The sequence below is a fragment of the Arthrobacter sp. 05L44 genome, from assembly GCF_056397605.1.
In genome coordinates, this window is the sequence record NZ_JBFTNS010000001.1 from 265,791 (window position 1) to 291,735 (window position 25,945).

22 protein-coding genes and 2 tRNA genes are annotated in these 25,945 nt (G+C 68.6%); 10 read left to right on the forward strand and 14 right to left on the reverse strand.

What is annotated here, in order from left to right:
• Positions 1–20: 20 nt before the first annotated feature.
• A complete protein-coding gene (mnmA, locus tag AC1DHY_RS01195) occupies positions 21–1,127 on the reverse strand; it encodes a tRNA 2-thiouridine(34) synthase MnmA (RefSeq protein WP_476903258.1) in 1,107 nt (368 codons plus the stop codon).
• A gap of 251 nt (positions 1,128–1,378) precedes the next feature.
• On the opposite strand from mnmA, the gene AC1DHY_RS01200 reads away from it, so the two are divergent.
• Positions 1,379–2,620: an NAD(P)/FAD-dependent oxidoreductase gene (locus tag AC1DHY_RS01200; protein WP_476879450.1), complete on the forward strand. Its 1,242-nt coding sequence runs from the start codon at positions 1,379–1,381 to the stop codon at positions 2,618–2,620.
• Here the strand turns inward: AC1DHY_RS01200 and AC1DHY_RS01205 are convergent.
• Positions 2,617–3,846: a cysteine desulfurase family protein gene (locus AC1DHY_RS01205; protein WP_476879449.1), complete on the reverse strand. Its 1,230-nt coding sequence runs from the start codon at positions 3,844–3,846 to the stop codon at positions 2,617–2,619. The genes AC1DHY_RS01200 and AC1DHY_RS01205 overlap by 4 nt on opposite strands.
• Positions 3,847–3,897: 51 nt before the next feature.
• On the opposite strand from AC1DHY_RS01205, the gene AC1DHY_RS01210 reads away from it, so the two are divergent.
• Positions 3,898–4,806: a DMT family transporter gene (locus tag AC1DHY_RS01210; RefSeq protein ID WP_476903048.1), complete on the forward strand. Its 909-nt coding sequence runs from the start codon at positions 3,898–3,900 to the stop codon at positions 4,804–4,806.
• Here AC1DHY_RS01210 and AC1DHY_RS01215 read toward each other — a convergent pair.
• Positions 4,748–5,446, reverse strand: coding sequence for a helix-turn-helix transcriptional regulator (locus tag AC1DHY_RS01215; RefSeq protein ID WP_476879447.1), 699 nt, complete (start codon positions 5,444–5,446; stop codon positions 4,748–4,750). The two genes, AC1DHY_RS01210 and AC1DHY_RS01215, sit on opposite strands and share 59 nt — an antisense overlap.
• Positions 5,447–5,538: 92 nt before the next feature.
• Between AC1DHY_RS01215 and AC1DHY_RS01220 the strand changes: the two genes are divergently transcribed.
• Positions 5,539–5,949, forward strand: coding sequence for a hypothetical protein (locus AC1DHY_RS01220; RefSeq protein ID WP_476879446.1), 411 nt, complete (start codon positions 5,539–5,541; stop codon positions 5,947–5,949).
• A 40-nt stretch (positions 5,950–5,989) separates the two neighbouring features.
• On the opposite strand, the gene AC1DHY_RS01225 is transcribed toward AC1DHY_RS01220, so the two are convergent.
• Together AC1DHY_RS01225 and AC1DHY_RS01230 are read right to left on the reverse strand one after the other, a co-directional pair.
• Entirely contained in the window at positions 5,990–6,721 is a 732-nt protein-coding gene (locus tag AC1DHY_RS01225) for a hypothetical protein (RefSeq protein ID WP_476879445.1), read from the reverse strand.
• Between the two features lie 10 nt (positions 6,722–6,731).
• The gene (locus tag AC1DHY_RS01230; protein WP_476903049.1) at positions 6,732–7,634 is read right to left on the reverse strand and encodes a diacylglycerol/lipid kinase family protein; all 903 of its coding nucleotides are present in this window, start codon (positions 7,632–7,634) and stop codon (positions 6,732–6,734) included.
• A 125-nt stretch (positions 7,635–7,759) separates the two neighbouring features.
• On the opposite strand from AC1DHY_RS01230, the gene AC1DHY_RS01235 reads away from it, so the two are divergent.
• The 4 genes from AC1DHY_RS01235 (at position 7,760) to AC1DHY_RS01250 (ending at position 10,978) form a co-directional block, all read left to right on the forward strand.
• On the forward strand, positions 7,760–8,734 hold the full coding sequence (locus AC1DHY_RS01235; protein ID WP_476903050.1) for a J domain-containing protein: 975 nt from the start codon (positions 7,760–7,762) through the stop codon (positions 8,732–8,734).
• A 28-nt stretch (positions 8,735–8,762) separates the two neighbouring features.
• A complete protein-coding gene (locus AC1DHY_RS01240; RefSeq protein ID WP_476879442.1) occupies positions 8,763–9,230 on the forward strand; it encodes a tRNA (cytidine(34)-2'-O)-methyltransferase in 468 nt (155 codons plus the stop codon).
• Positions 9,231–9,489: 259 nt separating this feature from the next.
• The gene (gene sigK / locus AC1DHY_RS01245) at positions 9,490–10,095 is read left to right on the forward strand and encodes an ECF RNA polymerase sigma factor SigK (RefSeq protein ID WP_476879452.1); all 606 of its coding nucleotides are present in this window, start codon (positions 9,490–9,492) and stop codon (positions 10,093–10,095) included.
• Position 10,096: 1 nt separating this feature from the next.
• Positions 10,097–10,978 carry an anti-sigma factor gene (locus tag AC1DHY_RS01250; protein ID WP_476879441.1) on the forward strand — a complete coding sequence of 294 codons (882 nt, stop codon included), beginning with the start codon at positions 10,097–10,099 and terminating at the stop codon, positions 10,976–10,978.
• Positions 10,979–11,089: 111 nt separating this feature from the next.
• Here AC1DHY_RS01250 and AC1DHY_RS01255 read toward each other — a convergent pair whose 3' ends face one another.
• The 6 genes from AC1DHY_RS01255 to AC1DHY_RS01280 all read right to left on the reverse strand — a co-directional run bounded on the left by AC1DHY_RS01255 (position 11,090) and on the right by AC1DHY_RS01280 (position 17,555).
• Complete coding sequence (locus AC1DHY_RS01255; protein WP_476903051.1) at positions 11,090–12,502, reverse strand: GntT/GntP/DsdX family permease; 1,413 nt, start codon at positions 12,500–12,502, stop codon at positions 11,090–11,092.
• A 43-nt stretch (positions 12,503–12,545) separates the two neighbouring features.
• Positions 12,546–13,079 carry a gluconokinase gene (locus tag AC1DHY_RS01260; RefSeq protein ID WP_476880607.1) on the reverse strand — a complete coding sequence of 178 codons (534 nt, stop codon included), beginning with the start codon at positions 13,077–13,079 and terminating at the stop codon, positions 12,546–12,548.
• A gap of 74 nt (positions 13,080–13,153) precedes the next feature.
• Positions 13,154–13,933 carry a PIG-L deacetylase family protein gene (locus tag AC1DHY_RS01265; RefSeq protein ID WP_476903052.1) on the reverse strand — a complete coding sequence of 260 codons (780 nt, stop codon included), beginning with the start codon at positions 13,931–13,933 and terminating at the stop codon, positions 13,154–13,156.
• The gene (locus AC1DHY_RS01270) at positions 13,930–14,889 is read right to left on the reverse strand and encodes an electron transfer flavoprotein subunit alpha/FixB family protein (protein WP_476880501.1); all 960 of its coding nucleotides are present in this window, start codon (positions 14,887–14,889) and stop codon (positions 13,930–13,932) included. Before AC1DHY_RS01270 ends, AC1DHY_RS01265 begins: the two co-directional genes overlap by 4 nt.
• Positions 14,890–14,902: 13 nt before the next feature.
• Complete coding sequence (locus tag AC1DHY_RS01275; RefSeq protein ID WP_476880502.1) at positions 14,903–15,703, reverse strand: electron transfer flavoprotein subunit beta/FixA family protein; 801 nt, start codon at positions 15,701–15,703, stop codon at positions 14,903–14,905.
• 307 nt (positions 15,704–16,010) lie between these two features.
• Positions 16,011–17,555 carry a S1C family serine protease gene (locus tag AC1DHY_RS01280; RefSeq protein ID WP_476903053.1) on the reverse strand — a complete coding sequence of 515 codons (1,545 nt, stop codon included), beginning with the start codon at positions 17,553–17,555 and terminating at the stop codon, positions 16,011–16,013.
• Positions 17,556–17,861: 306 nt separating this feature from the next.
• Here AC1DHY_RS01280 and AC1DHY_RS01285 point away from each other — a divergent pair, with 306 nt between their 5' ends.
• The 3 genes from AC1DHY_RS01285 (at position 17,862) to AC1DHY_RS01295 (ending at position 22,389) form a co-directional block, all read left to right on the forward strand.
• Complete coding sequence (locus AC1DHY_RS01285; protein ID WP_476903054.1) at positions 17,862–19,913, forward strand: TPM domain-containing protein; 2,052 nt, start codon at positions 17,862–17,864, stop codon at positions 19,911–19,913.
• 115 nt (positions 19,914–20,028) lie between these two features.
• A complete protein-coding gene (locus AC1DHY_RS01290; RefSeq protein WP_476878643.1) occupies positions 20,029–20,817 on the forward strand; it encodes a PspA/IM30 family protein in 789 nt (262 codons plus the stop codon).
• Positions 20,818–20,964: 147 nt separating this feature from the next.
• Positions 20,965–22,389, forward strand: coding sequence for a cryptochrome/photolyase family protein (locus AC1DHY_RS01295; RefSeq protein WP_476903055.1), 1,425 nt, complete (start codon positions 20,965–20,967; stop codon positions 22,387–22,389).
• Between the two features lie 67 nt (positions 22,390–22,456).
• On the opposite strand, the gene AC1DHY_RS01300 is transcribed toward AC1DHY_RS01295, so the two are convergent.
• The 3 genes from AC1DHY_RS01300 to AC1DHY_RS01310 form a co-directional block, all read right to left on the reverse strand.
• A tRNA-Met gene (locus tag AC1DHY_RS01300) sits at positions 22,457–22,533 on the reverse strand.
• A gap of 164 nt (positions 22,534–22,697) precedes the next feature.
• Positions 22,698–22,771: transfer RNA gene (locus AC1DHY_RS01305), tRNA-Met, on the reverse strand.
• A gap of 149 nt (positions 22,772–22,920) precedes the next feature.
• Positions 22,921–25,938: a UPF0182 family membrane protein gene (locus AC1DHY_RS01310; RefSeq protein WP_476878645.1), complete on the reverse strand. Its 3,018-nt coding sequence runs from the start codon at positions 25,936–25,938 to the stop codon at positions 22,921–22,923.
• Between the last annotated feature and the right edge of the window lie 7 nt (positions 25,939–25,945).

The window sequence follows — 25,945 nt, forward strand, 5'->3', positions numbered from 1 at the left end:
ACGGTCAGGGAAACGGTCCCCTACAACGCCGCGCGCTGCAGGGACCGGGCGGCGTCGATCGTGGCCTGGCCCAGCACGCGGCTGCCCTGGTACAGGACCACGGTCTGCCCGGGGGCCACGCCGCGCAACGGCTCGGCCAGGGTGACCACCAGGTTGCCCGAGCCGTCGGTGTGTTCCATTCGGGCGGTCGCGGGAACGGGGTCGCCGTGGGCGCGGACCTGGGCGTGGCAGTCGAATTCCGCGCCGGTGGCGATCTCGGCGATGGGCAGCCCGGCCCAGGAAACCTTGATGCCGCGGATCTCATCGATGGCCAGCAGCGCCTCGGGGCCCACCACCACTTTGTTCTCCTTGGGCCGGATTTCCAGGACAAACCGGGGCTTGCCGTCGGCGGCGGGGGTGCCGAGCTTCAGGCCGCGGCGCTGGCCGACGGTGAAGGCGTTGGCTCCCGGGTGCTCCCCCACCTTGGCGCCGGATTCGTCCACGATGTCGCCCGTGGTCATCTCGATCTTCTCGGCCAGCCAGCCGGCGGTGTCGCCGTCGGGGATGAAGCAGATGTCGTGGCTGTCGGGCTTGTTGGCCACCGAAAGCCCGCGGCGTTCCGCCTCGGCCCGGACCTCAGCCTTGGACGGGGTGTCTGCGAGCGGGAACATCGAGTGGCGGAGCTGTTCGTGGGTCAGGACGCCGAGCACGTAGCTCTGGTCCTTCGCCCAGTCGGCGGCGCGGTGCAGTTCGGGGTTGCCGTCGGCGTCCGTGATGACCTTGGCGTAGTGGCCCGTGCAGACGGCGTCGAACCCAAGGGCGATCGCCTTCTCCAGCAGTGCGGCGAACTTGATCCGCTCATTGCAGCGCATGCACGGGTTGGGGGTGCGGCCGGCGGCGTATTCGTCTATGAAGTCCTGGACCACATCTTCTTTGAAGCGTTCGGAAAAGTCCCACACGTAGTAGGGAATGCCCAGCACGTCGCACGCCCGCCAGGCGTCACGGGAATCCTCGATGGTGCAGCACCCGCGGCTGCCGGTCCGCAGCGTTCCGGGCATACGGGAAAGCGCGAGGTGGACCCCGACGACGTCGTGGCCGGCCTCGACCGCGCGGGCTGCGGCGACGGCCGAATCGACGCCGCCGCTCATGGCTGCAAGAACTCGCATGCTGGCTTTCTTTAGGAGATGGGGTTTTCGCGGCCGGGCTCCGACGCTGGAGCTAACACAGTGTCCGCTCCGCCATTCTATCGCCACGCCGAATCCTCCCCCAAAAAGCTCTCCTGGGCGGCCGGCCGAAAGGCCTTGACGGCGCTCCCCCGGGCTTCTAACGTCGGCATTGACGGTTTTAGAAACCAGGGCCCCACAAAGGGCTCCACACAGCACAGGACGGGCGGGCAAAGATGACCGAGAACATCGTGATCGTGGGCGGCGGGCTGGCCGGGGCCACCGCCGCCAAAACCCTCCGTGCGGAAGGCTTCGACGGGCCTGTGGTCCTGCTGGCGGAAGAGGCACACGCCCCCTACCTCCGGCCGCCGCTGTCCAAGGAGTACCTACTCGGCAAAGACGGTGAGGAGGCGCTTCCGGTGGTTCCGGCCGGCTGGTACGCAGAGAACGACGTCGACCTCCGCGCCGGTGTGTCGGCCGCCGGACTGGACACGGGCACCCGCTCCGTGACCCTCGCCGACGGCTCACGGCTCCCCTATACCTCGCTCCTGCTGGCCACCGGTGCGCGGCCGCGCTCGATTCCGCTGCCCGGAAAGGACCTCGACGGCGTGATGACGTTCCGGACCGTGGAGGACAGCCGCCGGCTGCGGGACGCCCTCGCCGGCGGCGGCCGGAACGTGGTGATGGTCGGTTCCGGCTGGATCGGGATGGAACTGGCCGCCGCGGCGAGTTCCTACGGCAACACCGTTACCCTGCTGGGGTTGGAGCACGTGCCGCTGGAAGCCGCGATCGGGCCCGACCTCGGCCGCTTCTTCCGGTCCCTGCACGAATCCCGCGGCGTACGGTTCCGGCTGCCGGCGTCGGCCGCCGAGATCCTGGGCGATGCCGGACGGGTCTCCGGTGTCCGCACGGACACCGGAGAAGTCCTGGCGGCGGACCTCGTGGTCGTCGCCGTCGGCGTGGTTCCGGAAACGTCGCTCGCCGCGGCGGCCGGCCTGGACCTGGACAACGGGATCCTCACCGACGCGTCGCTACGGACCTCCGCCCCGGGAGTCTTCGCCGCCGGTGACGTCGCCAACGCGCTACATCCGTTTACCGGCAAGCACCACCGCAGCGAGCACTGGTCCAACGCCCTCAACGGCGGGAAGGTCGCAGGGAAGGCGATGCTGGGCCTGCAGGCGGAACTGGACACAATTCCCTATTTCTACACGGACCAGTTCGACGTCAGTATGGAATATTCGGGCTTCCCGGGCCTGGTGGACGGCCCTCCGGTGGTCCGGGGTTCGCTCGAGGAGAAGGCCTTCCTTGCATTCTGGCAGCGCGGCGGCCAGGTGGTGGCCGGTATGAACGTCAACTGGCCGCGGTCCGATAAGCCCCAGAAAGCCATCAAGGCCCTCATCGCGTCCCGGACCGCCATCAGTCCCGGCGCCCTGGCGGACACCGACGTCCCGCTGGATCAGCTGCTGCCGGACGCCTAGCCCTGCGCGGCGGACTGCCGGAACACGGTCCCGGCGGTCTGGATGCTGGACTCGTGTCCGGCCATTCCGGCCTGGCGTGCGCGGGCATAGGCCCCCGGCAGGGCCGCGAGGAGGGCGTCGACGTCGGACTCGGACGACGCATGGCCCAGGGTGAAGCGCTGGGCACCGCGCGCGGTGTCCTCATCCAGGCCCATGGCGAGCAATACATGGGACGGCCGCGGAACCCCGGCGGTGCAGGCCGACCCCGTGGAGGACTCCACGCCGGCAAGGTCCAGGAGGAACAACAGCGAGTCGCCCTCGCACCCAGGGAAGGTGAAGTGGGCGTTGCCGGGCAGGCGGCCGGGCCCGGGGGCGCCGCGGAGTACAGCCTCGGGAACCGCCGCGCGGACCCCCTCGATCAGCCGGTCCCGCAACGCGGTGATCCTCGCCGACTCCGCGGCAAGGTGGCCCGTGGCGGCCTCGGCTGCCGCGGCGAAGGCGGCGATCGAGGCGGTGTCCAGGGTGCCGGAGCGCACGTCACGTTCCTGTCCCCCGCCGTGCTGGACCGGCGTCAGCGTGACGGCACGGCCCAGGAGCAGGGCACCGACTCCCACGGGTGCGCCGATTTTGTGGCCGGAGATGGACATGGCATCGAGGCCGGTATCGCGGAAATCGACCGGCACGGATCCGAACGCCTGCACGGCGTCGGAGTGCACGGGGACACCGGCGGCGTGGGCCAGCCGCACAATGTCGGCCACAGGCTGGATGCTGCCCACCTCGTTGTTTGCCCACATAACGGTGACCAGGGCGATCGAGGCAGGATCATCGGCCAGCTCGGCGGCCAGGACCGTAAGGTCCAGCACGCCGTCGGCGTCGACGGGCAGCCAGCGGACCTCGGCACCCTCGTGCCGCTCCAGCCATTCCACCGTGTCCAGCACGGCATGGTGCTCGACGGCGGAACACAGGATGCGCGTCCGGCCGGAAGCTTCGGCGCGGCGGGCCCAGTACAAACCCTTGACGGCCAGATTGTCCGCTTCTGTCCCGCCGGAGGTGAAGATGACTTCCGAGGGATGGGCCCCGGCCGCGGCAGCCAGGGTCTCCCGTGCGTCCTCCACGGCCCGGCGGGCGCGACGGCCGGATCCGTGCAGCGACGACGGGTTGCCGGTACGGGCCAGCTCGCGCGTCAGGGCGGCCAGCGCCTCTGCGGCGAGCGGTGTGGTGGCGGCATGGTCTAGGTATACGGGCACAGCCCAATTCTACTGTGCGGCGCCCGGGGACCGCTGGTGTACATTCGAGCGGTGAAGGCGTCCCTGTACCTCATCCTGGCCACCCTGTTCTGGTCCGGGAACTTCGTGGTGGGCCAGGCCGCGGTTGCCTCGATGACGCCTCTGGACCTGACATTCTGGCGCTGGACGCTCGCTGCCGTGCCACTGCTGGCCCTCGCCCAACTGGTGGAGAAGCCGGACTGGCGCGCGGTGCTGCGGCGGTGGCCTGTCCTGCTGTTGCTCAGCGTCCTCGGCATGGTCAGCTACACCCTGCTGCTGTACGGCGCGCTGGGCTACACCTCGGCGATCAATGCCTCCCTGATCACGGCGGTAAACCCGGCCCTCATTGTGGTGCTGGCGATCGTGGTGCTCGGCGAGAAAACCACCCGGCTCGGCTGGCTCGGGCTGATGGGGGTGCTGCTGGTCCTGACCCGCGGGGAGCTGCAGCGGGTGCTCAGCCTCTCGTTCAACACCGGCGAACTGATGATGGTCGGTGCGATCGTTGTGTGGGCTGCGTACACGATCATCGCCCGCCGGCTGGAGGTCCCGGCCATTGCCGCCACCGCGGTCCAGGTCGCCATGGCGACCGTTATGCTGGCGCCTTTCGCCGTCGCCCTGCAGGTGCGGCTCCCTGACACCCCGGTGGGCGGCTGGTCGCTGGCGTACATCGCTGTGTTCCCCTCCCTCGGCGCCTACCTGTTCTGGAACCTGGCCCTGAAGACCACCCCGCCGGCCACCGCAGGAAACTATCTGAACCTGATGGTCGTCTTTACTGCCATCATCACGGTGGCGCTGGGCACGCCGCTGACGCTGGTTCAGGTAGCCGGCGGCCTCCTGGTTGTTGCCGGGGTGCTGCTGACCGGCTTTAAGGGCCGGGCCGCACTCAGGACGGCAGGATCCGGGCGCAGCACTGGACCGGGGACGCGGCTCCGTCGGCCCTGAGCTGTTCGATGTCGAGCGCCTCCACCCTGGCCGGGTCCACGCCGCAGGCTGCCGCGGCCCCGCCCAGGAACGCGCCGTTCATCGCGCACACCACGCCGGCATGGCCCTGGGCCACCCGGTGGAAGGGACAGTTGAGCAGCACCAGGCCGCCCTCGCCGTCGTCCGCGGGCTGGTAGCCCTCGGCGACCAGTACAGACGGGAAATCGTCGGCGCCGGCGGCGTCAGCCGCGGCCCCGCCCCGGACGCGGGCGGCACGCAGCAGCGCGTCCCTGGCCGATCCGCCGTCGGCGGCCGAATCCTCCACGGCGGAGACCAGCAGCTCGGCGGCGAGGTCGTAATTGCGCTCCGGGACTGACGCGGAGACCTCCTCGACTGCGGCCCGGTACAACTTGGCCGGCCGGCCGGAACCCGGCCCCTCCTTGCCGCCGAGTTTCCGGAATTCCACGGCCAGCAGTCCGTCGCGCACCAGGCGGTCCAGGTGGAACGACGCCGTACTCCGCGCCATTCCCAGAGCGGCGGCCGCGTCGTCGCGGCCCACGGCGTCCGGGGCTGCGGTGACGACGTCGAACAGGCGGCGGCGGTTCTCGTCGCCCAGCGAGGCGACGGCGGCCACCCTGCTGATCCAGGGAACTCGGTTCATGGGCCCAGCCTAACTCTAAAAACAAGATGCGTTGCTTAATTCAGCACTCTCATTCTAAAATCAAAGTATTCAACTTTAGAAGGCGTAGACCCATGAAATCTTCAACAACCCTTTCGGCTCCGGTCATAAGCGTTGCCGGCCAGCAGCGGCAGGCCTACCTGTTGCTGCGCACGGTCTTTACTGTGGCGCCGATCATCTTCGGCCTGGACAAGTTCACCAACCTGCTCACCCACTGGACGATGTACCTCGCGCCGGTGGCGACTTCGGTGGTGCCGGTCCCGGCGCAGACCTTTATGTATGTGGTGGGCATCGTCGAAATCATCGCCGGCCTCGCCGTGGCGTTCCGGCCGCGCTTTGGCTCCCTGCTGGTGGCGGTGTGGCTGCTGGGCATCATCATCAACCTGCTGGTCCTGGGCAGCTTCTTCGACGTGGCCCTGCGCGACTTCGGGCTGCTGGTCGGAGCCCTGGCCCTGAACCGCCTCTCGCCCGCAAAGGGCCGGTAGGCAGCTCCTGGTGGCCGCCGCTCGTCCGTCCCGGAAGGGATCAGGACGACGGCGGCACCACGGCGAGCCGGGCGGCGATGTCGGCCCGCGCGGCCGCGAGCGCGGCGGGCCCGGGGCAGGATACGGAAATGTACACGGACGAGCCGGCCTTCGCGAACAGCCGGGCATAGCTGGCCGTTGCCCGCGACCCGGCCTTTTTCCCGTCTTCGAAGACAAGTACTTCCACCTTCGGCGCCGGTTTGTCCGGCTGGCCGCCCCAGCGCAGGGTGGCGGTCTTGAGGTAGGCCGGCTGGATGGTGGGATCCAGGTAGTGGAAGAGCGCCTCCGTGGACGCCTTGTCGTCGCCGGCGACGGCCAAAGGCCACTGGTTTACGCGGACCTTGGCATCAACCACACAGCCGTCGGCTTTGCGGTATTCGGTGGCACCGGCCACCGCCTGCTTGGAGGTCTTCCACCGCGGCGCGTCATGGAGTCCGTCCGAGAGCTGCACCGGGACTCCGGCCGCGAGACGGTCCCCCGCGGCAAGGGGCAGGTTCCGGGCCGCGACAGCGTCGGCGTCGTACCCCGGCGTCACCGTCGGGGTCGCCAGGGTGGGGGCCGCGCTGCCGGTGGGCCGGGGCGCTGCCGGATCCGGGACGCCCACACTGCAGGCCGCCAGGAGCGGCACCAGCGCCAGGAGTAGGCCGGTTACGCGGGCGCGGCCAATGCGGGGGCGCGGCGTCGTTGCCAGACGGACGGCAGCCCGGCTTCCGGGCGTGTTGCGCGTAGCCATATCCCCTCCCCTACGCCAGGACCCGGAGGGCCCCGGGGACAACGTCGATGGTCAGCGGCAGCGGTCCGATCCGCTCCCCGTCCGCGTAGGCGACCACCCCACGCGCTTCCAGTTCGACCCGCCGGACGCGGCGCAGTTCCACGGCCGGGTGGGCCACGTGACGGCCCGAGAAGACCTTGGGGAAGACGGCCAGGAAGCCCGCGCGGGAGAGCGGCCGGACGATGAAGAGGTCCAGGTACCCGTCGTCGAGGACGGCGTCGGGCGCCACCTTCATGCCTCCGCCGATTGACTGGCCGTTGGCCACCGAAATGAGCATGGCCCCCTGCTGCCAGCGTTCGCCGTCGGCCGTGACGGTGTAATCGATGGCGCGGAAGGTGGCCAGTTCGCGCAGCATCGCCAGGTTGTACCGGGCCTGCCCGCGCGGCCGGCGCCAGTTGTTGGCCCGCTCGTTGACGGCAGCATCGAAGCCCGCCGAGACCACCCCGGCAAACCAGTGCGTCTTTCCCGCCGAGCTGACCCGTCCCGCGTCGATCAGGCGGCCGCCCGCCGGCAGTGCGGCCAGGACCCGTGCGGCCGCGGCCGGGATGTCATGCCGCGGGAGGCCGAGCGCACGGGCCATGTCGTTGCCCGTGCCGCTGGGAATGATGCCCAGGGGTGTTTCGCCGAACGCGGCGCCGGACCCGGCGAGCGCATTCACCCCCAGGTGCACCATGCCGTCGCCGCCCACCACCACCAGGGCGTCCACGCCGTCGGCGAGAGCTTTGTCCACGGCGCGGGCCAGGGCGTCGTAGCTGTCCTCACACAACTCGAGGACCTGCGCTCCGGCGGCGCGGAGGCAGGCCGCCGCCTCCCGGCCGGCATGCTGCCCGCGGCCAAAAGACGCGCGCGGGTTGACGGCAAGGGCGATCTTCATGCGCTGAATTATGCCAGCCGGCGGGAACCTTCCGCGGTCACGCGCTCGTTATTCCCCCAGTTGGTTAAACTGGCCACGCCGGAGGTCCAGGCCGGACTGGCTCCACTGACACAAAGGAATCTTGCTTGACGCAGGCCGACAGCTCGCACTACCAGGTCCTCAGGATCCCCGTCACCGCGACGGACAAGGACATCAAGGTGGCCTACCGCAAGGCTGCCCGCACCGCCCACCCCGACCACGGGGGCGACGCCGCGACGTTCCGCCGGGTCACCCTCGCCTACGAGACGCTCATCGATGCCCGGCGCCGCGCGGATTACGACCGCTCTTACGGCAGCGGCACCGCGTACTCCAGCAGCACGGCCCCGGCCGACGACGGAGCACTTTTCGACGCGCCGGCAGCCGGCAGCCGGGCCTCTGCGCACGTCCGCCGCCCCAATACACCCCGCAACACCGCCGCGGATGCCCCTGTCTATGTCCCGTCCTTCGAGGAAGTCGAGGCTGCCGGCGGGGTACCCCTGATCCCGGCGTCGACGGCGCGGCAGCAGGTCCATGGGATGCCCCGCCGGCGGGGCATCTTCGGCGCCGAGGCCCGCATCCAGCGTGAGATGCGGACGGTGCAGCTGATCACCCGGCAGATCCTGCCGGCCATCCCTGCCGCCCGCCTGGTCAACGGCCTGCAGTCCCCGGCGGATAACAGCCACATCGACCACGTCCTGCTGTCCGGCTACCGGCTGGCCATCATCGGGTCCATGCTCCTGCCGCCCGGCGCCTACGCATGGAACGGCAGCACCCTCAACCACGGCGGCCGCTCCGTGGCTCCGCCCCAGCTGGCCCATGTGGTGCGGCGGATGCAGGACATCTTCCCCGAACTGAATGTCACCGGCTGGACCGTGGTCCACAGCACGGACGGCAACCTGCACGAGCCTGTGATCGACCGGCACGGACGCTCAGCCCGGGACCGTTCGGCTAGCCACGAACTGGTCCAGGTGGTCAACGCCGCCGGGCTGGCCCGCGGCCTGAAGCAGTTCCTCGGGTCAGGGCCGGCTCCGAACACCGTGAACGTCCCGGTGCTCGCCAGGCTGCTACGCGGAATGCACTAGCCCGCGGCCGGCTGGCTAGGATGGAGGCGTGTTCCGCATCCTCTTCCACAGCCCCGAAATCCCCGGCAATACCGGCAATGCCATCCGACTGGCCGCCATCACCGGGGCCGAACTGCACCTGGTGGAGCCGCTGGGCTTCGATTTCTCCGATGCCAAGCTCCGCCGCGCCGGACTGGACTACCACGACCTCGCCGTTGTCACCGTGCACCCCGACATCGACGCCGCCTGGGCCGCCCTGCAGCCGGAGCGTGTTTTTGCCTTCACGTCCGACGGCGAAACGTCCTACACAGACATCAGCTACCGCCCCGGCGACGTGCTGATGTTCGGCCGGGAGTCCGTGGGCCTCTCCGAGGAGGTCAAGCACGATCCGCACGTAACCTCGCGGGTGCGGCTTCCCATGTTGCCGGCCCTGCGGTCGCTTAACCTCGCCAACGCTGCCTCGATCGCCGTTTACGAGGCCTGGCGCCAGCAGGGCTTCGCGGGCGCCAAGCTCTAGCCCAACTTCAAGCACCGCGGGCCGACCCCGGTCGCGGTCGCGGCCGGCACAAAAAGCCCTCCAGTCCGGCCCATCCGGCGCCCGGCCCGCTCCGAATCTTTTGTGAGACACCACGGAAGGAAGCGAAGGGAGCGAGGAGCGGCAGGTGACAACGTTGCAGGTGGATAGACGTCCGGCCCATCAGATTGCGGACCCGCACGGTACAGTTCAGCCCCGGCTTGGCCCGCGACCGGCGGCTGGCACCCTATGCTTGAAGATGATGGAAACTCCGAATGCCCCGAATCCCGAGGCCGCCGCTCCCCCCAGCGCTTCAGCCGACGTAAACCGCCGGCTCGGAGTTCTGCTCGGACAGATTGCCAACGGTGACCAGGCCGCGTTCGCCGAGTTCTACCAGCTCACCTCGCGCCGGGTATTCGGCATGGCCCGCCGGGTCCTGATCGACGTCGAACTCAGCGAGGACACCACCCAGGAAGTCTTCCTCCAGGTCTGGCAGAACGCGGCAAAGTTCAACGCCGACGCCGGCAGTCCGCTCGCGTGGCTGATGACGATCTCGCACCGCCGGGCCGTGGACAAGGTCCGGTCGTCGCAGTCGTCCACCGACCGGGAGGCCCGCTACGGCGCCAGCAGCCAGGAAATCGACCACGACTCGGTCTCCGACGAGGTCGGCAGCCGGCTCGAGGCCGAGGCCGTGGTCAGGTGCCTGGACACCCTGACCGACACACAGCAGGAATCCGTCCGGCTCGCCTACTACGGCGGGCTGACCTACCGGGAAGTCGCGGAAAAGCTCAACGCCGCCGTTCCCACCATCAAGTCCCGCATCCGCGACGGACTGATCCGACTGAAAACCTGTTTGGGGGTGAGTTGAGATGAACCACATCGATCCGCAGGACGGCAGCCGCACACCCGGCAGCTTCTCCACCGACATCGCCGGAGACCTCAGCTCCGGCCGCGCCGTTGACCTCGCCGAGGTCTATGCGCTGCACGCCCTCGACGACGCCGAACGCGCCGCCGTCGACCGCCACATCGCGGAGGCAACCCCGGCCGTCCGCGCCGAGTTCGAGGAACGCGTCCGGCAGGCCCGCGAGACGCTGGCCACCAGCTTCACCGCGGAGGAGGAGCCGCCGGCGGCACTCTTTGGCCGCATCGTGGCCGCTCTGCCCGTCCAGGCCGCGGAGTCCGGCAGCGCCACGCCCGCCGGCACCGGCACTCCCCCCGTTGCAGCACGGCCGGTCCGGGAACACCCCGATAGTCCGGTCGTGGACGAACTCGGCGCGGCACGCCAGCGCCGGGAGGAACGGCGCCGGCCGCAGGGCATGCGCAACTGGCTTATTGGTGTCGCAGCCGCAGCTGCGATCGCCGTCGGCGGGGTGGGGGTGGGCGCCTATGTCGCCAACCAGAACGACCCCGTCAACCAGGTGCTCGAGGCCAGCGACGTGCGCAAGGCCACAGTCGACGTCATCGGCGGCGGCACGGCGTCGCTGACTCTCTCGTCGTCGAAGGACGCCGCCGTCGTCAAGATGAACGGCGTTCCTGCCCCGCCGTCGGGCAAGGTCTACCAGATGTGGCTGATCCCCAAGGACGGCTCCGCGCCGGTCTCCAAGGGCCTGATGGACGCCGCCGCGCTGTCCAAGCCGGCCGTGGTCACGGGCATCGGCTCGGCCGCTGCCCTCGGCATCACCGTGGAACCGGTGGGCGGCTCGAAGACGCCCACCATGCCGACGGTGGCCGCCGCACCGCTGGGCGCCTGACCGGCCACAGCCCACACACCATAAGAACAAAGCCGCGCCGGCCCCGACTGAGTCGGGGCCGGCGCGGCTTTGTGGTGCTGTTGTGTCCGGACGCGGTGCTGCCGCGGGTGGCTAGATGATCAGCGAGAGCAGCATAACGAAGGCAAAGCCCACCACGGAGATCAGTGTTTCCATTACGGACCAGGTCTTGAATGTCTGCCCCACACTCAGGCCAAAGAGTTCCTTGACCAACCAGAACCCGGCGTCGTTGACGTGTGAGAGGAAGAGCGATCCGGCTCCGATGGCCAGGGCCAGCAGGGCCGCATGCGTCGGGGTCAGCGAGCTCGCCAGCGGCGACACAATGCCGGCCGCGGTCACCGTGGCCACGGTGGCGGACCCGGTCGCCAGGCGCAGCGCGACGGCCACCAGGAAGCCCAGGACCAGCACGGACATGTTCGCGCCCTCGGCCCACTTCTTGACGGCGTCGCCCACGCCGGCGCCGATCAGGGTCTGCTTGAAGCCGCCGCCGGCGCCCACGATCAACAGGATCGCGGCGATCGGGCCCAGGCTGGCACCGATCTTGGTGGTGATTTTGTTACCGGTGAACCCCACGGCGTAGCCGAAGGTGCCGATGGCCAGCAGAACCGCCAGGGTCATCGCCACCAGCGGCTGCCCGACGAAGTCGAAGAACACCCGGACCCACGGCGCGGTCGCGGGATCCGGCCAGATGATGTCCACAACGGCCTTGAGCAGCATCAGGACCACGGGGAAGACGATGGTCATCAGCGTCACCGGGAAGCTGGGCTGGCGCTTGACGCCTTCCAGGTCGGCACCGTGTTCGGTGTCGATGCCGCCGGCGACGGCGGGAGCTCCGACCGGGACCCATTTGGCCGCGAGCCGGGAAAACAGGGGTCCGCAGATGATGACGGTCGGGACGGCCACGAGGAGTCCGAGGGCCAGGGTGGTGCCGAGTTCGGCCTTGACGGCGCTAAGCGCGATCAGGGGTCCGGGGTGCGGCGGCACCAGGCCGTGCAGCACGGACAGTCCGGCCAGGGCCGGGATGGCGATGCGCATCAGCGGCATTTTGGAGCGCTGCGTGACCAGCACGATTACCGGGAGCAGCAGCACCAGACCGATCTCGAAGAACATCGGCAGGCCGATGATCACCGCGACCAGCGTGATGGACCAGACCACCCGGTTTCCGCCTGCCTTGGCGAGCAGGGTGTCCACCACCCGGTTGGCCCCGCCGGAGTCGGCCAGAAGCTTGCCGAGCATGGCGCCGAGGGCAATGAGCAGGCCGACTTCCTTCAGGACGCCGCCCACACCGTCCTCGAAGTTGCTGATGATTTTGGCCGGTTCCACACCCGAGGCGAGTCCGACGAAGGCCGAGCCCAGCACCAGGGCAAGGAAGGGGTGGAGCTTGAACTTGGCGATCAGCACCACAATCAGCGCGATGCCGAGGGCCGCGACCACCAGGAGCTGGGTGTCGTGGCCGGTCCAGGCCTCGACGGCGGCGGGGAGCTGCGTAACTGCAAATGAATTCACAAGGGGTTCCTAGCGGGAAGAAAGAGTGCTGGCCGGTGCCCGGTCAGCGGGTGGCGGCGTCGGCACCGTTGAGGTGAAGCCGGTCGATGATTTCCTGGGCCTCGTCGGCCGGGGTGGCCCCGACTGAGAGCGTGATGAAGTTCTCGTCGCCTGTGGGGGCCTCCAGGGCGTCGAACTGGGAGTCCAGCAGCGCCGGCGGCATAAAGTGGCCGTGCCGGGAGGCCAGCCGGTCCGAGATCCGGTCCTTGCTGCCCTCCAGGAAGACAAACACCACACCCTCGCCGCGGAGCACGTCGCGGTAGCGCTTCTTCAGGGCCGAGCAGGTCACGATGCCGGGGGTGTCCGCGGTGGTGTGGTCCCTGATCCAGCCGGCGATGCTGTCCAGCCAGGGCCAGCGGTCCTCGTCGGTCAGGGGCTGGCCGGCGTGCATCTTGGCGACGTTGGCTGCCGGGTGCAGGTCATCGCCTTCCGCGAGGTCCCAGCCGAGCCGCCCGGCGAGCAGGCCCGCCACGGTGGATTTGCCCGAGCCCGAGACGCCCATGATGACCAGAACGGGGTGCTGCGCAGTCTTCGCCATTAAAGTCTGCCTTCCATCAATAAATATGATTTAAACAGAGGCAAGCATATGGCAGCGCTCACGCCGGGGCAACACTAGAAACCCGCGATGGTTCCCGGGCCGTTCACAGCGACCACGTGGAACGCCTCGGCGCTGCGGCCCGGCGCGAGTCCCCCGCGTTTCCCGGTGGCGGCCATCAGGCCCCGCACCATGCGGTCCATGGCCTCGGCGTCGGGGTGCTGGCTGGTGTGGACGTGGATTGCCTCAAGCTTCTGCTCGACGTTCGCCGACACGTCCACGAAGTGGTTTTCCCGTTCCTCCGGGCCTGCGAAGAGCCACAGCCAGGGCAGTTTGTAGGCCTCCAGCCCGGCGGCAGCAAGTTCCGGATAGGCGAACGGGTTCTCCAGGGCCGGGTAGACCGCCCGGGTCACCGCCTCCCCCACGGCCAGGTGGTCCGGGTGGCTCTTCTGGATCCGGGTCCAGTTGCGTTCGGGGTGCATGGCCAGCACGACGTCGGGGCGGAGCCGGCGGATCAGCCGCACCACCTCCCGTATGACTTCGTGTGACGGCTCCAGGTAGCCGTCACGCTGGTGGAGGTAGTGGATGTCCGTCACGCCGACGAGGGCCGCGGCACGCTCCTGCTCCCGCGTGCGGAGGGCGACGATCTCCTCACGCTGCTCCGGGTCGAACCCGCCGGCGTCACCGTCGGTCATGATGCAGTAGCTGACCTCGACGCCGGCCGCGGTCCAGCCCGCAATGGTGCCGGCTGCCCCGAAGTCGATGTCGTCCGGGTGAGCGGCGAAACAAAGCACCCGCCCGATCCGGGTGTGGTCCGGGTCGAACGGGCTCTGCGCCGCGGGGGCATTGGTGCTCACTGGTCAGCCTTGCGTTTCTTGATTTCTTCGGTGGCCTGCGGGAGGACCTGGAAGAGGTCACCGACAATGCCGAAGTCGGCGATCTCAAAGACCGGCGACTCGGCGTCCTTGTTCACCGCCACGATCACCTTGGCCGTCTGCATGCCGGACTTCTGCTGGACGGCCCCGGAAATACCTGCGGAGAGGTAAAGCTGCGGCGACACCGTCTTGCCGGTCTGGCCCACCTGTGCGTCGTGGCCGATCCAGCCGGCATCCGTGGCGGCGCGGGAAGCGCCGATAGCGGCGCCGAGAGCGTCGGCGAGGTCCTCAAGCGGCCCGAAGTTTCCGTCGACGCCGCGGCCGCCGGCCACGACGATCCTGGCTTCGGAGAGCTCGGGGCGCCCGCTGGCGGCCTTCTCGGTCCGCCCGGTCACCCGGGCCGCCGAGGCGGTGGCGCCGCCCGGCACGTCCACGGTCACGGCCTGCGGGGCGGTGGGGACGGCGGCCGGCTCCGGCTCAGCGCTGTTGGCTTTGACGGTCAGTACCGCGACGGGCGTGGTGGCCCGGGCCGTGGTGGTGTAGGCGCCGGCGAGCACGGATTTGTGCGCGGTCCCGTCCGGGTCCACGGCGACGACGTCGGTGATGACGCCTGCGCGGAGCTTGATTCCCAGCCGCGCGGCGATCTCCTTGCCTTCGGCGGTGTTGTCCGCCAGCACGATGTCCGCCCCGGAGGCCTCGGCGGCCGCCGCGAGGAAGGCGGCTTTGGGACCGACGAGGTAGTCGTTGAGGTCCGCCGCCGACGGGACGTAGAGCTCGGACGCGCCGTAGGCCGCGAGGGCGGCGCTGACGTCGTCCTGCAGGCCGCCGTTGAACGCCACAGCCACCTCGCCCAGGCCGCGGGCGATCGTGAGCAGTTCCAGGCTGGATTTCTTCAGCGCCGGACCCGGGGTATCGATGAAAACGAGTGCTTTTGCCATGTCTGGAACTTTCTTAGAGCAGCTTCTGGGCGGCCAGGAAGTCCACCAGCTTGATGCCGGCGTCGCCGTCGTCGGTGATGATGGTGCCGGCCGTCCGCGGCGGCCGGAGGTCCGCCGTCTCAACCGTGGTCCAGGACCCCGCGAGGCCCACCTCGCCGGGCTCGACGCCGATATCGGCCAGGGTCAGGGTGGTGATGGTTTTCTTCTTCGCCGCCATAATGCCCTTGAAGTTCGGGTACCGCGGATCGTTGATCTGGTCGGTGACCGAGACCACGGCAGGCAGGGTGGCCTCGACGGTGTCGGCGTGGGAGTCGCCGTCGCGGCGGGCGGTGAGGGTGCCGCCGTCCAGGTCGAGGGAGGCCGCGAAGGTCACCTGGGGCAGGCCCAGGCGCTCGGCGAGCTGGGCGGGCACCAGGGACGTTTCGCCGTCAGTGGAGGCCATTCCGGTGAGGATGAGGTCCGCCGGGGAGTCGGCGCCAAGGTGGCGGATCGCCGCGGCCAGGGCCAGGGAGGTGGCAGCGGCATCCGAGCCGGCCAGCGCCTCGTCGCTGAGGTGCACGCCCTCGGTGGCGCCGATCTGCAGCGATTTCTTGACGGCGTTGACGGCGCCGGCCGGGCCCATACTCAGGGCAATGACCTTATTTCCCGCGGCTTCGCCGCCGCGGGCCTCGCTCAGCTGCAGCGCCGCTTCCAGGGCGTATTCGTCCAGTTCGGACAGGATGCTCTCGGACCGGTCGGTGGTGTTGGCCGCACCGCTGAGGTGCCGGTCGAACTGCGCGTCCGGAACGTGCTTGACGAGCACGATGATTTTCAAAGTCTCTTCCACTGTGTTTACAGCAGCCTTCCATGCCGGGGGCGGCCAGCCGGGTGGGGTCGTGGCCAGGGGTGCCCGGGCGGCCGGGCTGCTCCAAGCTAACCATATAGCGGGGCCACGGCGCGGCCCCGGTTAACGCCTGTGTCAGCTGCCCGCGGAGAGGGCGTCCGGGAGCGGCCCCCGGGGATCGGTCCCGGGCTGACGTGCGTGCCCGGAACGGCGAAGCCGGCCGCCACCCCTCAGGGCGCCGGCCGGCTTCTCGTTGTACTTCCCGCGTCGGCGGGTGCTGCCGCTACTGCTGCTGTTGTTACTGCTCGGCGGCTGCGCCCAGCGTCACATCAAGCTGCTGTTCCTTGCCGCCGCGGAGGACGGTGACCTGGACCTTCGCGCCGGCTGCCTGCTCGCGGACTGCGGCCGTGAGCTGGTTCGGATCGCTGATGGAGCGGTCCTGGAACTTGGTGATGACGTCGCCCACCCTGATGCCGGCTTTGTCGGCGGCGGAGCTTGGCTCCACCGTGGCCACGTCTGCGCCTACAGAGAAACCGGAGGACGAGGTGCCCGCCGCCTTGGCCTTCACGCTCACCCCGAGCTGGCCGTGGGTGGCCTTGCCGTTGCTGATGATCTCCTGGGCGACGCGCTTGGCGTTGTTGATCGGGATGCTGAAGCCGACGCCGATGTTGCCGCTGCTGCTGCTGCCGGCGGAGTCCCCGCCGGCCGAGGCGATGGCGACGTTCACGCCGATGATTTCACCCTTGCTGCTGACCAGAGCACCGCCGGAGTTGCCAGGGTTGATGGCGGCGTCGGTCTGGATGACGTTGATCGAGATGCTGCCCTGGTCAGCGGTGCTGGGGGCCTGTCCCCCGCCGGGAGGAGCGAACTGGAAGCCCTGGTCGCCGCCCTGGGAGTTGTCGGCGCCGTTCTTGGGGGCGGCCGAGGACGCGACACTGATGGTGCGGTTCAGGGTGGAGACGATGCCGTCCGTGACCGTACCGGTCAGGCCCAGCGGGGACCCGATCGCGACGGCGGTGTCACCGACGTTGAGCTTGTCCGAGTCGCCGAGGGTGGCCGGGACCAGCCCCGCCGGATTGTCCACCTTGATGACGGCGAGGTCGGAGAGCGGGTCCGTGCCGACGATCTTGGCACTGAAGACCTTGCCGGTGCTCGTGCGGACCTCGACGGCGGCGTTCGCCGACTTGCCGTCAAGGGTAACCACGTGGGTGTTGGTAAGGATGTGGCCTTCGCCGTCGAGGATGATGCCGGATCCGGTGCCGCCGTCGCTGCCGCTGGTGGCTTTGATGGTCACCACGCTGGGTGAGGCCTTCTCGGCGGCGGCGGTGATGGCGTTGACGTCGTCCTTGTTGTTGACGATCACGGTGCCGGACTGGCTGGTGCCGCCGGTGGCGGCCAGCGAACGGTTGCCGATCAGGGCATTCCCGCCGGCGACCACTCCGCCGCCCACCAGGCCGGCGGCAAGGATGCTAGCGACGAGCGTGGGCACACCGAAGGCCGCTTTACGCTTCGGGGCATTCCCGGGCTGGTTGAAGTTGTGGTTGTAGGGGCCGGCCGGCGGCTGGTTGCCGTAGCCGCCGTTGGCGCCGGCGCCGTAGTTGTAAGGGCCGCCAAACTGCTGTGTGTCGGGGGCGGCGTGCTGGCCGTAGGCCGGTTCCCGCTGCGGGTATACGGGCCGCGGGGCGTCTTCCGGGCGGTCGAGCCGCATGGTCGGGTTGGCCCCGGCTGCGTCCTCCGCCGGCGCGGCCTGCGGAGCGTCGGCGGAGGACCCGGAAGCCGCAACCGGCTCCCGGTCCTTTGCTGATGGATCCGGTGACGCGCCCTGCAGTGGGTTCTCAGTCATGGGACTTCCTTTCATCCTCGTCTGCACTCAATTATGGCCGCACTCGCTGGAACAAGAGCGAACATTTGCTGGGAGGTTCCTGAACGCCGCTGCGCTTCCGGCGGGTTCTTCGGCATGGCCTGCCGCCCGGTTCAGCGCGTTTCGCTGGTGGCATATTCCCGGCTGTGGACGGCCTCCGGGGTGCACCATAGAATCAAATGGAATCGCCACAGCGACCTGCGGCTTTACACCTGCGTGGGGGCGCTGCTGCGTTCTGAGACGACCGGCTCGGCCCGATCCGGTCACAGAAGTGCTGAAGGGTTGCACATGCGGTCAATGACGAAACGATTCCTCGCCGTGCTGGGCGTCGCCGGGCTGCTGGCACTCCCCGCCGCGCCCGCCTTCGCGGAAGATCCGGTCACCCTGGATCCTGCCAACAAGATTGTCGATTCCGCCGGCGTCCTGGGCGGCAAGAAGCCGGATGTTGAGGCGGCCATCAAGAAACTCGGCACCGACCACCAGATGAACCTCTACGTGGTTTACGTCAAGACGTTCCAGAACCCGACTGACAGCGGACAGTGGGCGCAGGCCGTCGCCGAGAAGGCGAACCTGGGGTCCAACTCGCTGGTCCTCGCCGTCGCCACCCAGGCCCGCAAGTACCAGCTGAGCAAGCCGGTCAACAGCAAGATCACGAACACCCAGCGCGAGAACATCATCAAGAACGCCGTCGATCCGCAGCTGCGTAACGGCGACTATGCGCAGGCCGCCATCGACACCGCGGCGGCCATCGGCGACGCCGCCGGCGGAGGCAGCGGTTCGGTGCCGTCAGGCGCCGGAGGCGGCGTGCTGGTTGGCGTCGGCGTCGTTGCCGCCGGCGGTGTCGGGACGTACCTGTACCTCCGGAACAGGCGGAAAAAGAGCGCGGCCGCGGGCAGTGCGTACGGCCCGCAGGGCGCCGAGCTGGACCCGCTGGCCGGGCTGAGCGTCGAGGAGTTGCGCCGCAAGAGCGGATCCCTGCTGATCGAAGCGGACGATGCCATCAAGTCCAGCGAGCAGGAACTTGGCTTCGCCCAGGCGCAGTACGGGGACGCCGCCGTCGGGAACTTCACCAAAGCCCTCCAGGACGCCAAAGCCCACATGAGTGAGTCCTTCAAGCTGCAGCAGCAGCTGGATGACCACATCCCTGACACCGAGGAACAGCAGCGCACCTGGTACGGCGAAATCATCCGGCGCTCGGAGGCCGCCCTGGCCTCCCTGAAGGAACAGAAAGCGGACTTCGATTCCCTGCGGGAGCTGGAGAAGAACGCCCCGCAGGCCCTGGCCGAGGTGGGCACCGGGGCGCAGGCCGCGGAGGCAAAAATCGCTGCGGCGGAGCAATCCCTGGACGGGCTCCGTGCAAAGTACGCGGACAGCGCACTGACCCAGGTGGCCGACAACATTACCCAGGCCAAGGAGCGCCTCGCCTTCGTGCAGAACGCCTCCGCCACGGCCCGGGAGAAGCTGAACGGCGGGGAGGGCAGCCTCGCCGCCGTCGCCGTCCGGGCCGCCGAGGAGAGCCTGCACCAGACCAACGTGCTGCTCGATGCCATCGCCAAGGTTGCGGGCAACCTCGATGAGGCCCGCAACGGCCTCGAGGCCGCCGTCGTGGACACCTCACAGGACCTCGCCCAGGCCCGGGCCATGATCCAGTCGGGCGCCCACCCCGAGCTCGCCGGGCCCGTGGCCGGAGTCGAAGCGGCCCTGGCCCAGGTGAAAGCCGAGATTCAGGCCGGGAAGATCGACCCCATCGCCACGCTGGAGCGCGTCGAGAACGCCCACCAGTCGCTTGATGCCTCGCTTTCCGGGATCCGGGACCAGCAGGAGCAGGTCCGCCGGGCGCAGGCCTCGCTGCAGCAGAGCATCATGTCCGCGCAGGCGCAGATCAGCGCCACGTCCGACTACATCACGGCACGCCGCGGCGGAGTCGGCACCGAAGCGCGTACCCGTCTCGCCGAGGCGCAGCGCAACCTTGACTACGCTTTGTCCATTTCCCGCACGGACCCCGTGACTGCCCTGCAGTACGCCCAGCAGGCGCACGCACTCGCCGCCCAGGCGGCCCAGCAGGCCCAGGCGGACGTGGACCAGTTCGGTGGCTACGCCAACCAGGGCTACGGCCGGGGCGGCATGTTCGGCGGCGGCGGAGGCGGCGGCCTGGGCGGCGCCATCCTCGGCGGGATCCTGATCAACTCCATCCTGCACGGCGGCGGCGGCGGAGGTGGCGGCGGCTGGGGCGGCGGCGGAGGCTGGGGCGGCGGCGGTGACTCCGGCGGTGGCTGGGGTGGCGGCGGCGATTCCGGCGGAGGCTGGGGCGGCGATTTCGGCGGCGGAGGCGACTTCTAGCCTGCCGGTAACAGACTAGGCGCCGGCGGAATTACTCCAGCCGGCGGGTAGAAGCGGTACATTCACTGTTCACCGAATCCGGTGTCCACCACCGGATAGGACGAAAGGTAACACCATGGTTAAGCAGTCCATTTTCGGCCGCATGGCGCAGCTGGCGAAGGCGAACATCAACTCCTTGCTCGATCAGGCCGAAGATCCGCAGAAGATGCTGGACCAGATGGTCCGCGACTACACGAACAACATCGCCGAGGCGGAATCGGCGGTCGCCCAGACCATCGGCAACCTGCGTATGCTCCAGGACGACTACAACGAGGACATCAAGAACGCCCAGGACTGGGGCAACAAGGCACTTGCCGCCTCCCGCAAGGCCGATGAGTACCGTGCCAAGGGCGACACCGCTGACGCCGAGAAGTTCGACAACCTCGCCAAGGTGGCCCTGCAGCGCCAGATGACCTCGGAGAACGAGGCGAAGTCGGCGGAGCCCAGCATCGCGTCCCAGTCCGACGTCGTGGACAAGCTCAAGAACGGCCTGGACCAGATGAAGGGCAAGCTCAACGAGCTGACCAGCAAGCGCAACGAACTCGTGGCCCGCTCCAAGACGGCCGCCGCGCAGTCCCAGGTGCACGACGCGCTCAAGAGCATCGACATCATGGACCCCACCTCCGAGGTGGGCCGCTTCGAAGAGAAGATCCGCCGCGAAGAGGCCAAGGTGCGCGGCCAGCAGGAGCTCGCCGCGTCCAGCCTCGACGCCCAGTTCAACTCCCTCGAGGACCTTGGCGAGCAGACGGAGATCGAGGCGCGCCTGGCCGCACTGAAGTCCGGCAATGCCACTCCTGCGCTCGGCGCCGGGAACGGCTCGGCCGCGGGCAGCACCGTGGACGAGGCAGACTTCGACAAGCTTTAGGCCGCTCCGGTCGCGTCCGGCCGGCAGCCAGCACAGAGTCAGCAGCACAGAGTTACCAGCACGGCCGGGTCCCAGCAGGGACCCGGCCGTTGCCGTCCCGCGGGGAGCCCGGCGGCGGGCCAGCCTCCGATCCAGTAGCGTGGAGCCATGTCTTCGACCCTGGTGTGGCTCCGCGATGATCTCCGACTCGACGACAACCCGGCGCTGGCCGAGGCCGCCTCGCAGGGCGGGCCGCTCACGGTGGTCTACGTCCTCGACGAGGACTCCCCCGGGATCCGGCCCCTGGGCGGCGCGGTCAAGTGGTGGCTGCACCACTCCCTCAAAGCCCTCTCCGCCGACCTGAAGGCAGCCGGATCGCGACTGGTCCTGCGCCGCGGGCAGGCAGACCGGGTCATCCGCGCCCTGGTCGAGGAAACCGGCGCCACCCGGCTGCTCTGGAACAGGCGCTACGGAGGACCGGAACGCGCCGTCGACGCCGGCCTCAAGGAGTGGGCAGCAGGAGAGGGCATCGATGCCTCCAGCTTCCAGGCAAGCCTGATGTTCGAGCCGTGGACGGTCCGGAACGGTTCCGGCGGCCCGTACAAGGTCTTCACACCGTTCTGGAAAGCGTGCCTCGACTCGTCCGAGCCCCGGCAGCCGCTGGACGCCCCGGAGCACCTCCCGGCGCCGGCCAAGACCGCAGGGGGGAAATTGCCGGAGAGCGAACCGCTGGGCAGCTGGGCGCTCCTCCCCCGGCATCCGGACTGGAGCGCCGGCTTGGCGGCCGAGTGGACGCCCGGCGAGGCCGGAGCGCACGGCAGGCTTGATGACTTCCTCGACGGGCCCGCCGCCGAGTACGGCACCGGCCGGGACGTCCCGGGCGTGGAGGGGACCAGCAGGCTCTCCCCGCACCTGCGCTTCGGGGAGATCAGCCCGTTCCGGGTCTGGCACGCGCTGCGGGAACGCTACCCGCACGGCGCGCCGGCCGACGTCGGCATCTACCGCTCCGAGCTCGGCTGGCGGGAATTCTGCTGGCAGTTGCTCTACGAGAACCCGCTGCTGGCCACCAAAAACTACCGCCCGGATTTTGACCGCTTCGAATGGCAGACACCGTCCGACGCCGAACTGCATGCCTGGCAGCAGGGCGCGACCGGGTATCCGCTGGTGGATGCCGGCATGCGCCAACTTTGGCAGACCGGCTGGATGCACAATCGCGTCCGGATGGCGGCTGCCTCGTTCCTGGTCAAGAACCTGCTGGCCGACTGGCGGCTGGGCGAAGCCTGGTTCTGGGACACCCTCGTCGACGCGGATTCGGCCAGCAACCCGGCCAACTGGCAATGGGTGGCCGGCTCCGGCGCCGATGCCTCCCCCTATTTCCGCATCTTCAACCCGGTCACGCAGAGCAAGAAGTTCGACTCCGCGGGCCGCTACCTGCGCGCGTTCATACCGGAGCTGTCCGGCCTGGATGACAAGGCCGTGCATGAGCCGTGGAAGGCCAATGGATGGGCCCCGGACTACCCTGAGCCGATCGTGGGCCTCCCCGAATCCCGGGCCAGGGCCCTGGAGACTTACCAGCGGCTGAAGGACGCCTAAGTACCGACGGGGGCAGGCAACGAAAAAGGCCCGGATCCTTGGATCCGGGCCTTTTTCCTACTGCCAGTGGTTGCGGGGACAGGATTTGAACCTGTGACCTCTGGGTTATGAGCCCAGCGAGCTACCGAACTGCTCCACCCCGCGTCGCTTGATCAAGACTACCCTACTTTGGCCGCCGTCCCGACCACGGCCCGTCTCCGACCACGGCCCGACCACGGCCGGCGCTGGACGGAGGCCGCGGCCGCCCCTCGCCGGAGGTTAAAGCAAAGAGTCCGGAACACTTTCCAGTGTTCCGGACTCTTTCTCAGTTGCGGGGACAGGATTTGAACCTGTGACCTCTGGGTTATGAGCCCAGCGAGCTACCGAACTGCTCCACCCCGCGTCGCAAGAACAACTTTACCTGCCGGTGAACGGGAGGCCAAATCGGGGCGGCGTGATGTGCGTCCCATCCCCGGCGCATACGCCTCGGGCCGGACCCCCTGCTCCGTGGAGGCAGGGAATCCGGCCCGGTGGCCTGTCGTTCTCCGGAGCTTACTTACTCGGGGACGGTGACGGGCTGGCCGACGGCGATGCGCTGGCGCCCGGTGACGGGGTGGCCGACGGCGACGGGGAGGGCGTTGTGATCTTGGCCTCCGCGTTGATCGCCCGTTCCAGGGCGGCGGAGAGCTTCTTCTGCTGCTCGCCGTAAGCCGCGAAGTCGCTCTTGGCCAGGGCAGCCTGGCCGGCCTTGATGGCGTCGTTGGCGTCGTCGAGCGCCGCCTTCAGCTCGGCCTTGGCGTCCGTGCTGCCGCCGGTGGCCGGTGGCGTGGTGCCCGGTGACGGGCTGGCCGGCGTCTGGCCGTTGTTGGCGGCGTCACCGGCGGTAGCGCCGGATCTGCCGCCGAACAGCTGGTTCAACGCCTCGTCCAGGGTCGGGGCGAACCCGATCTTGTCACCGAACGCCACCAGGACCCGCTGCAGCGTCGGGTAGGAGGTCTCCCCCGTCGACTTCAGGTAGACCGGCTGGACGTAGAGCAGGCCGCCACCCACCGGCAGGGTCAGCAGGTTGCCATTGAGCACCGCCGACGCGCCCTGGCGCAACAGGTTCAACGCCTGGGACACCGTGGGATCGGAGTTGAATTTGTTCTGCGCCTGCCCGGGGCCGGGGACGTTGGCTTCGGGCGGAATCTGGAGCAGCCGCAGCTGGCCGTAGCTCGCCGCCTTCACGCCCTTCTGGTTTCCGGCGTCGGAGTCCGCGGCCAGGAAGCCGTAGAGCACGTTACGGGCGTTGCCGTTGACCACCTGCGGGATGAACGAGGAGGTCAGCTGGAAGGCCGGTTTCTCCTGGTCGGGCATCTGCAGCGACATGTAGAACGGGGGCTGCTTGACCCCCTCTTCCTTGACGGTCGGATCGTTGGGAACAGACCAGGCGTCGTTGTTGGTGAAGAAGCTGTCCGCGTTGGTCACGTGGTAGCGGCCCAGGAGTTCACGCTGGACCTTGAAAAGGTCCTCCGGGTAGCGGACGTGGCTCATCAGGGCGCCGGACATCTCCGAGAAGGGCTTCAAGGAGGTCGGGAAGACCTTCTGCCAGGCCTTCAGGACCGGATCCTGGTCGTCCCAGGCATAGAGCGAGACGGACCCGTCGTAAGCATCAACGGTGGCCTTGACCGAGTTGCGGATGTAGTTGACCGAGTTGCTGGGCAGCGCGGCGGTGCGTCCGGCCGAGGTCTGTGAGTCCCTCGTGGCGTCCGAGAGCTGCTCCTGCTGCGAATACGGGAAGTACGGGCTGGTGGTGTAGCCGTCCACGATCCACTTCACCCGGCCGTCGACGACGGCGGGGTAGGCGTTTCCGTCGACGGTCAGGTACGGCGCGACCTTTTCCACACGGTCCTTGGGGCTCCGGTCGTAGAGGATCTGCGACTCGGCGTTGACGCCGTCGGAGAGCAGCAGGTCCGAGGACTGGAACTTGATCGCGTAGAGGATCTTGTTGAAGAACCCGCCCACGTTCGGTCCGCCGTTGCCGGTGAACGTGTACTGGGTTCCGGCGTCGCCTTCCTTGGCCGCCGGCCGGTCCTGCTCACGGTGCGCCGCTCCCGCAGGGGCGCCGACGATCGAGTAGTCCGGGGAGTTTTCGCCGAAGTAGATCCGCGGCTGGTAGCTGGTGTCGGTGCCGAGCACACCGGTGGACGGGATGCCGGACTGCAGGAACTCGGGCTTGCCGTCAGCGGTGAACTTGTTGCCCTTGGCCGCGACCACACCGTAGCCGTGGGTGTAGACCACGTGCCGGTTGAGCCAGGACTGCTGGTTTGTCGCAAGGCCGCCCGGGTTCAGCTCGCGGACCGCGATCACCGTGTCCTGGATCTTGCCGTTGACTTCGTAGCGGTCCACGTTCAGGGTGCTCGGGAACTGGTAGTACGGCCGGTACTGCTCGAGCTGGGAGAAGGCGTCAGAGATCAGGTTCGGGTCGAGCAGGCGGATGTTGGCCGTGGTCTGCGCGTCCGGGGCGAGGGCGCCGGTGGTGGCGTTGGTGGTGGCCTCGTACCGCTTCTCCTGGATCTTGTCCAGACCGTAGGCGGCGCGGGTCATGTTGATGTTCCGCTTGATGAATTCGTTCTCCAGGGTCTGCTCCGAGGGGCGGACCTGGAACTGCTGGATCACCCAGGGGTACACGCCGCCGGCCAGGATCGAGGTGATCACCAGCATGGCCGTGCCGATCACCGGGAGCCGCCACTTGCCGACGACGGCGGCCACAATAAAGAGCACGGCAACAATGCCTGCGGCGACGGCCAGGATGGCCTTGGTGGGGATGACCGCGTTGACGTCGGTGTACAGCGCACCGGCCCAGCGGCCGCCGTTGTTCAGGACGGCCGAGTAGCGGTCCAGCCAGAAGTTCGCGCCGAGCAGGAGGAGGAACGCCGCGCCGGCGACGGCCAGGTGGATCTGGGCGGCCCGGCTCGTGAACACACCGCGCTCCATCAGCCGGATGCTGCCGTAGAGGTAGTGCGTGAGGATGCCCGCGACACCGGCCACGACGGCGACGCTGATCAGGAAGCCGGTGACGAAGCCGAGGAACGGCAGGGTCATCAGGTAAAAACTGATGTCCAGGTTGAACTGGGGATCGTTCTGCCCGAAGGGTTCCTGGTTCAGGAACAGCATGACCTTCTGCCACTGGCTGGCGGCTGCGCTTCCGGCGAAGAGCCCGAAGAGCACCGGCAGCCCGATCATGACCACCCGGCGGATGGGCTCAAGCTGGGCCTGGTAGCGGTTGAGGTTGTCCCGGACTTCGGAATCCGGCGCGTAGACCGGACGCGAGATGTAGGCGATCCGGATCGCGAAGAACACGGCCGCGAACATAACGGCGAACCCGATGAGGAAGATGATGATCCGCGCGAGGTTCTCGGTCAGGAAGACTTCGAAGAAACCCAGCTGCTGGTACCAGAGGACGTCCGTCCAGACATTGGCGAAGAAAATGAAGCCCACCACGATCAGGGCCACAACAATTAATGTAGGCGTCAGTGCGCCTCGCCGTTGCTGTGGCCTTCCGGGTGGGACGGTGCTGGGACGGGACAAACTCGGT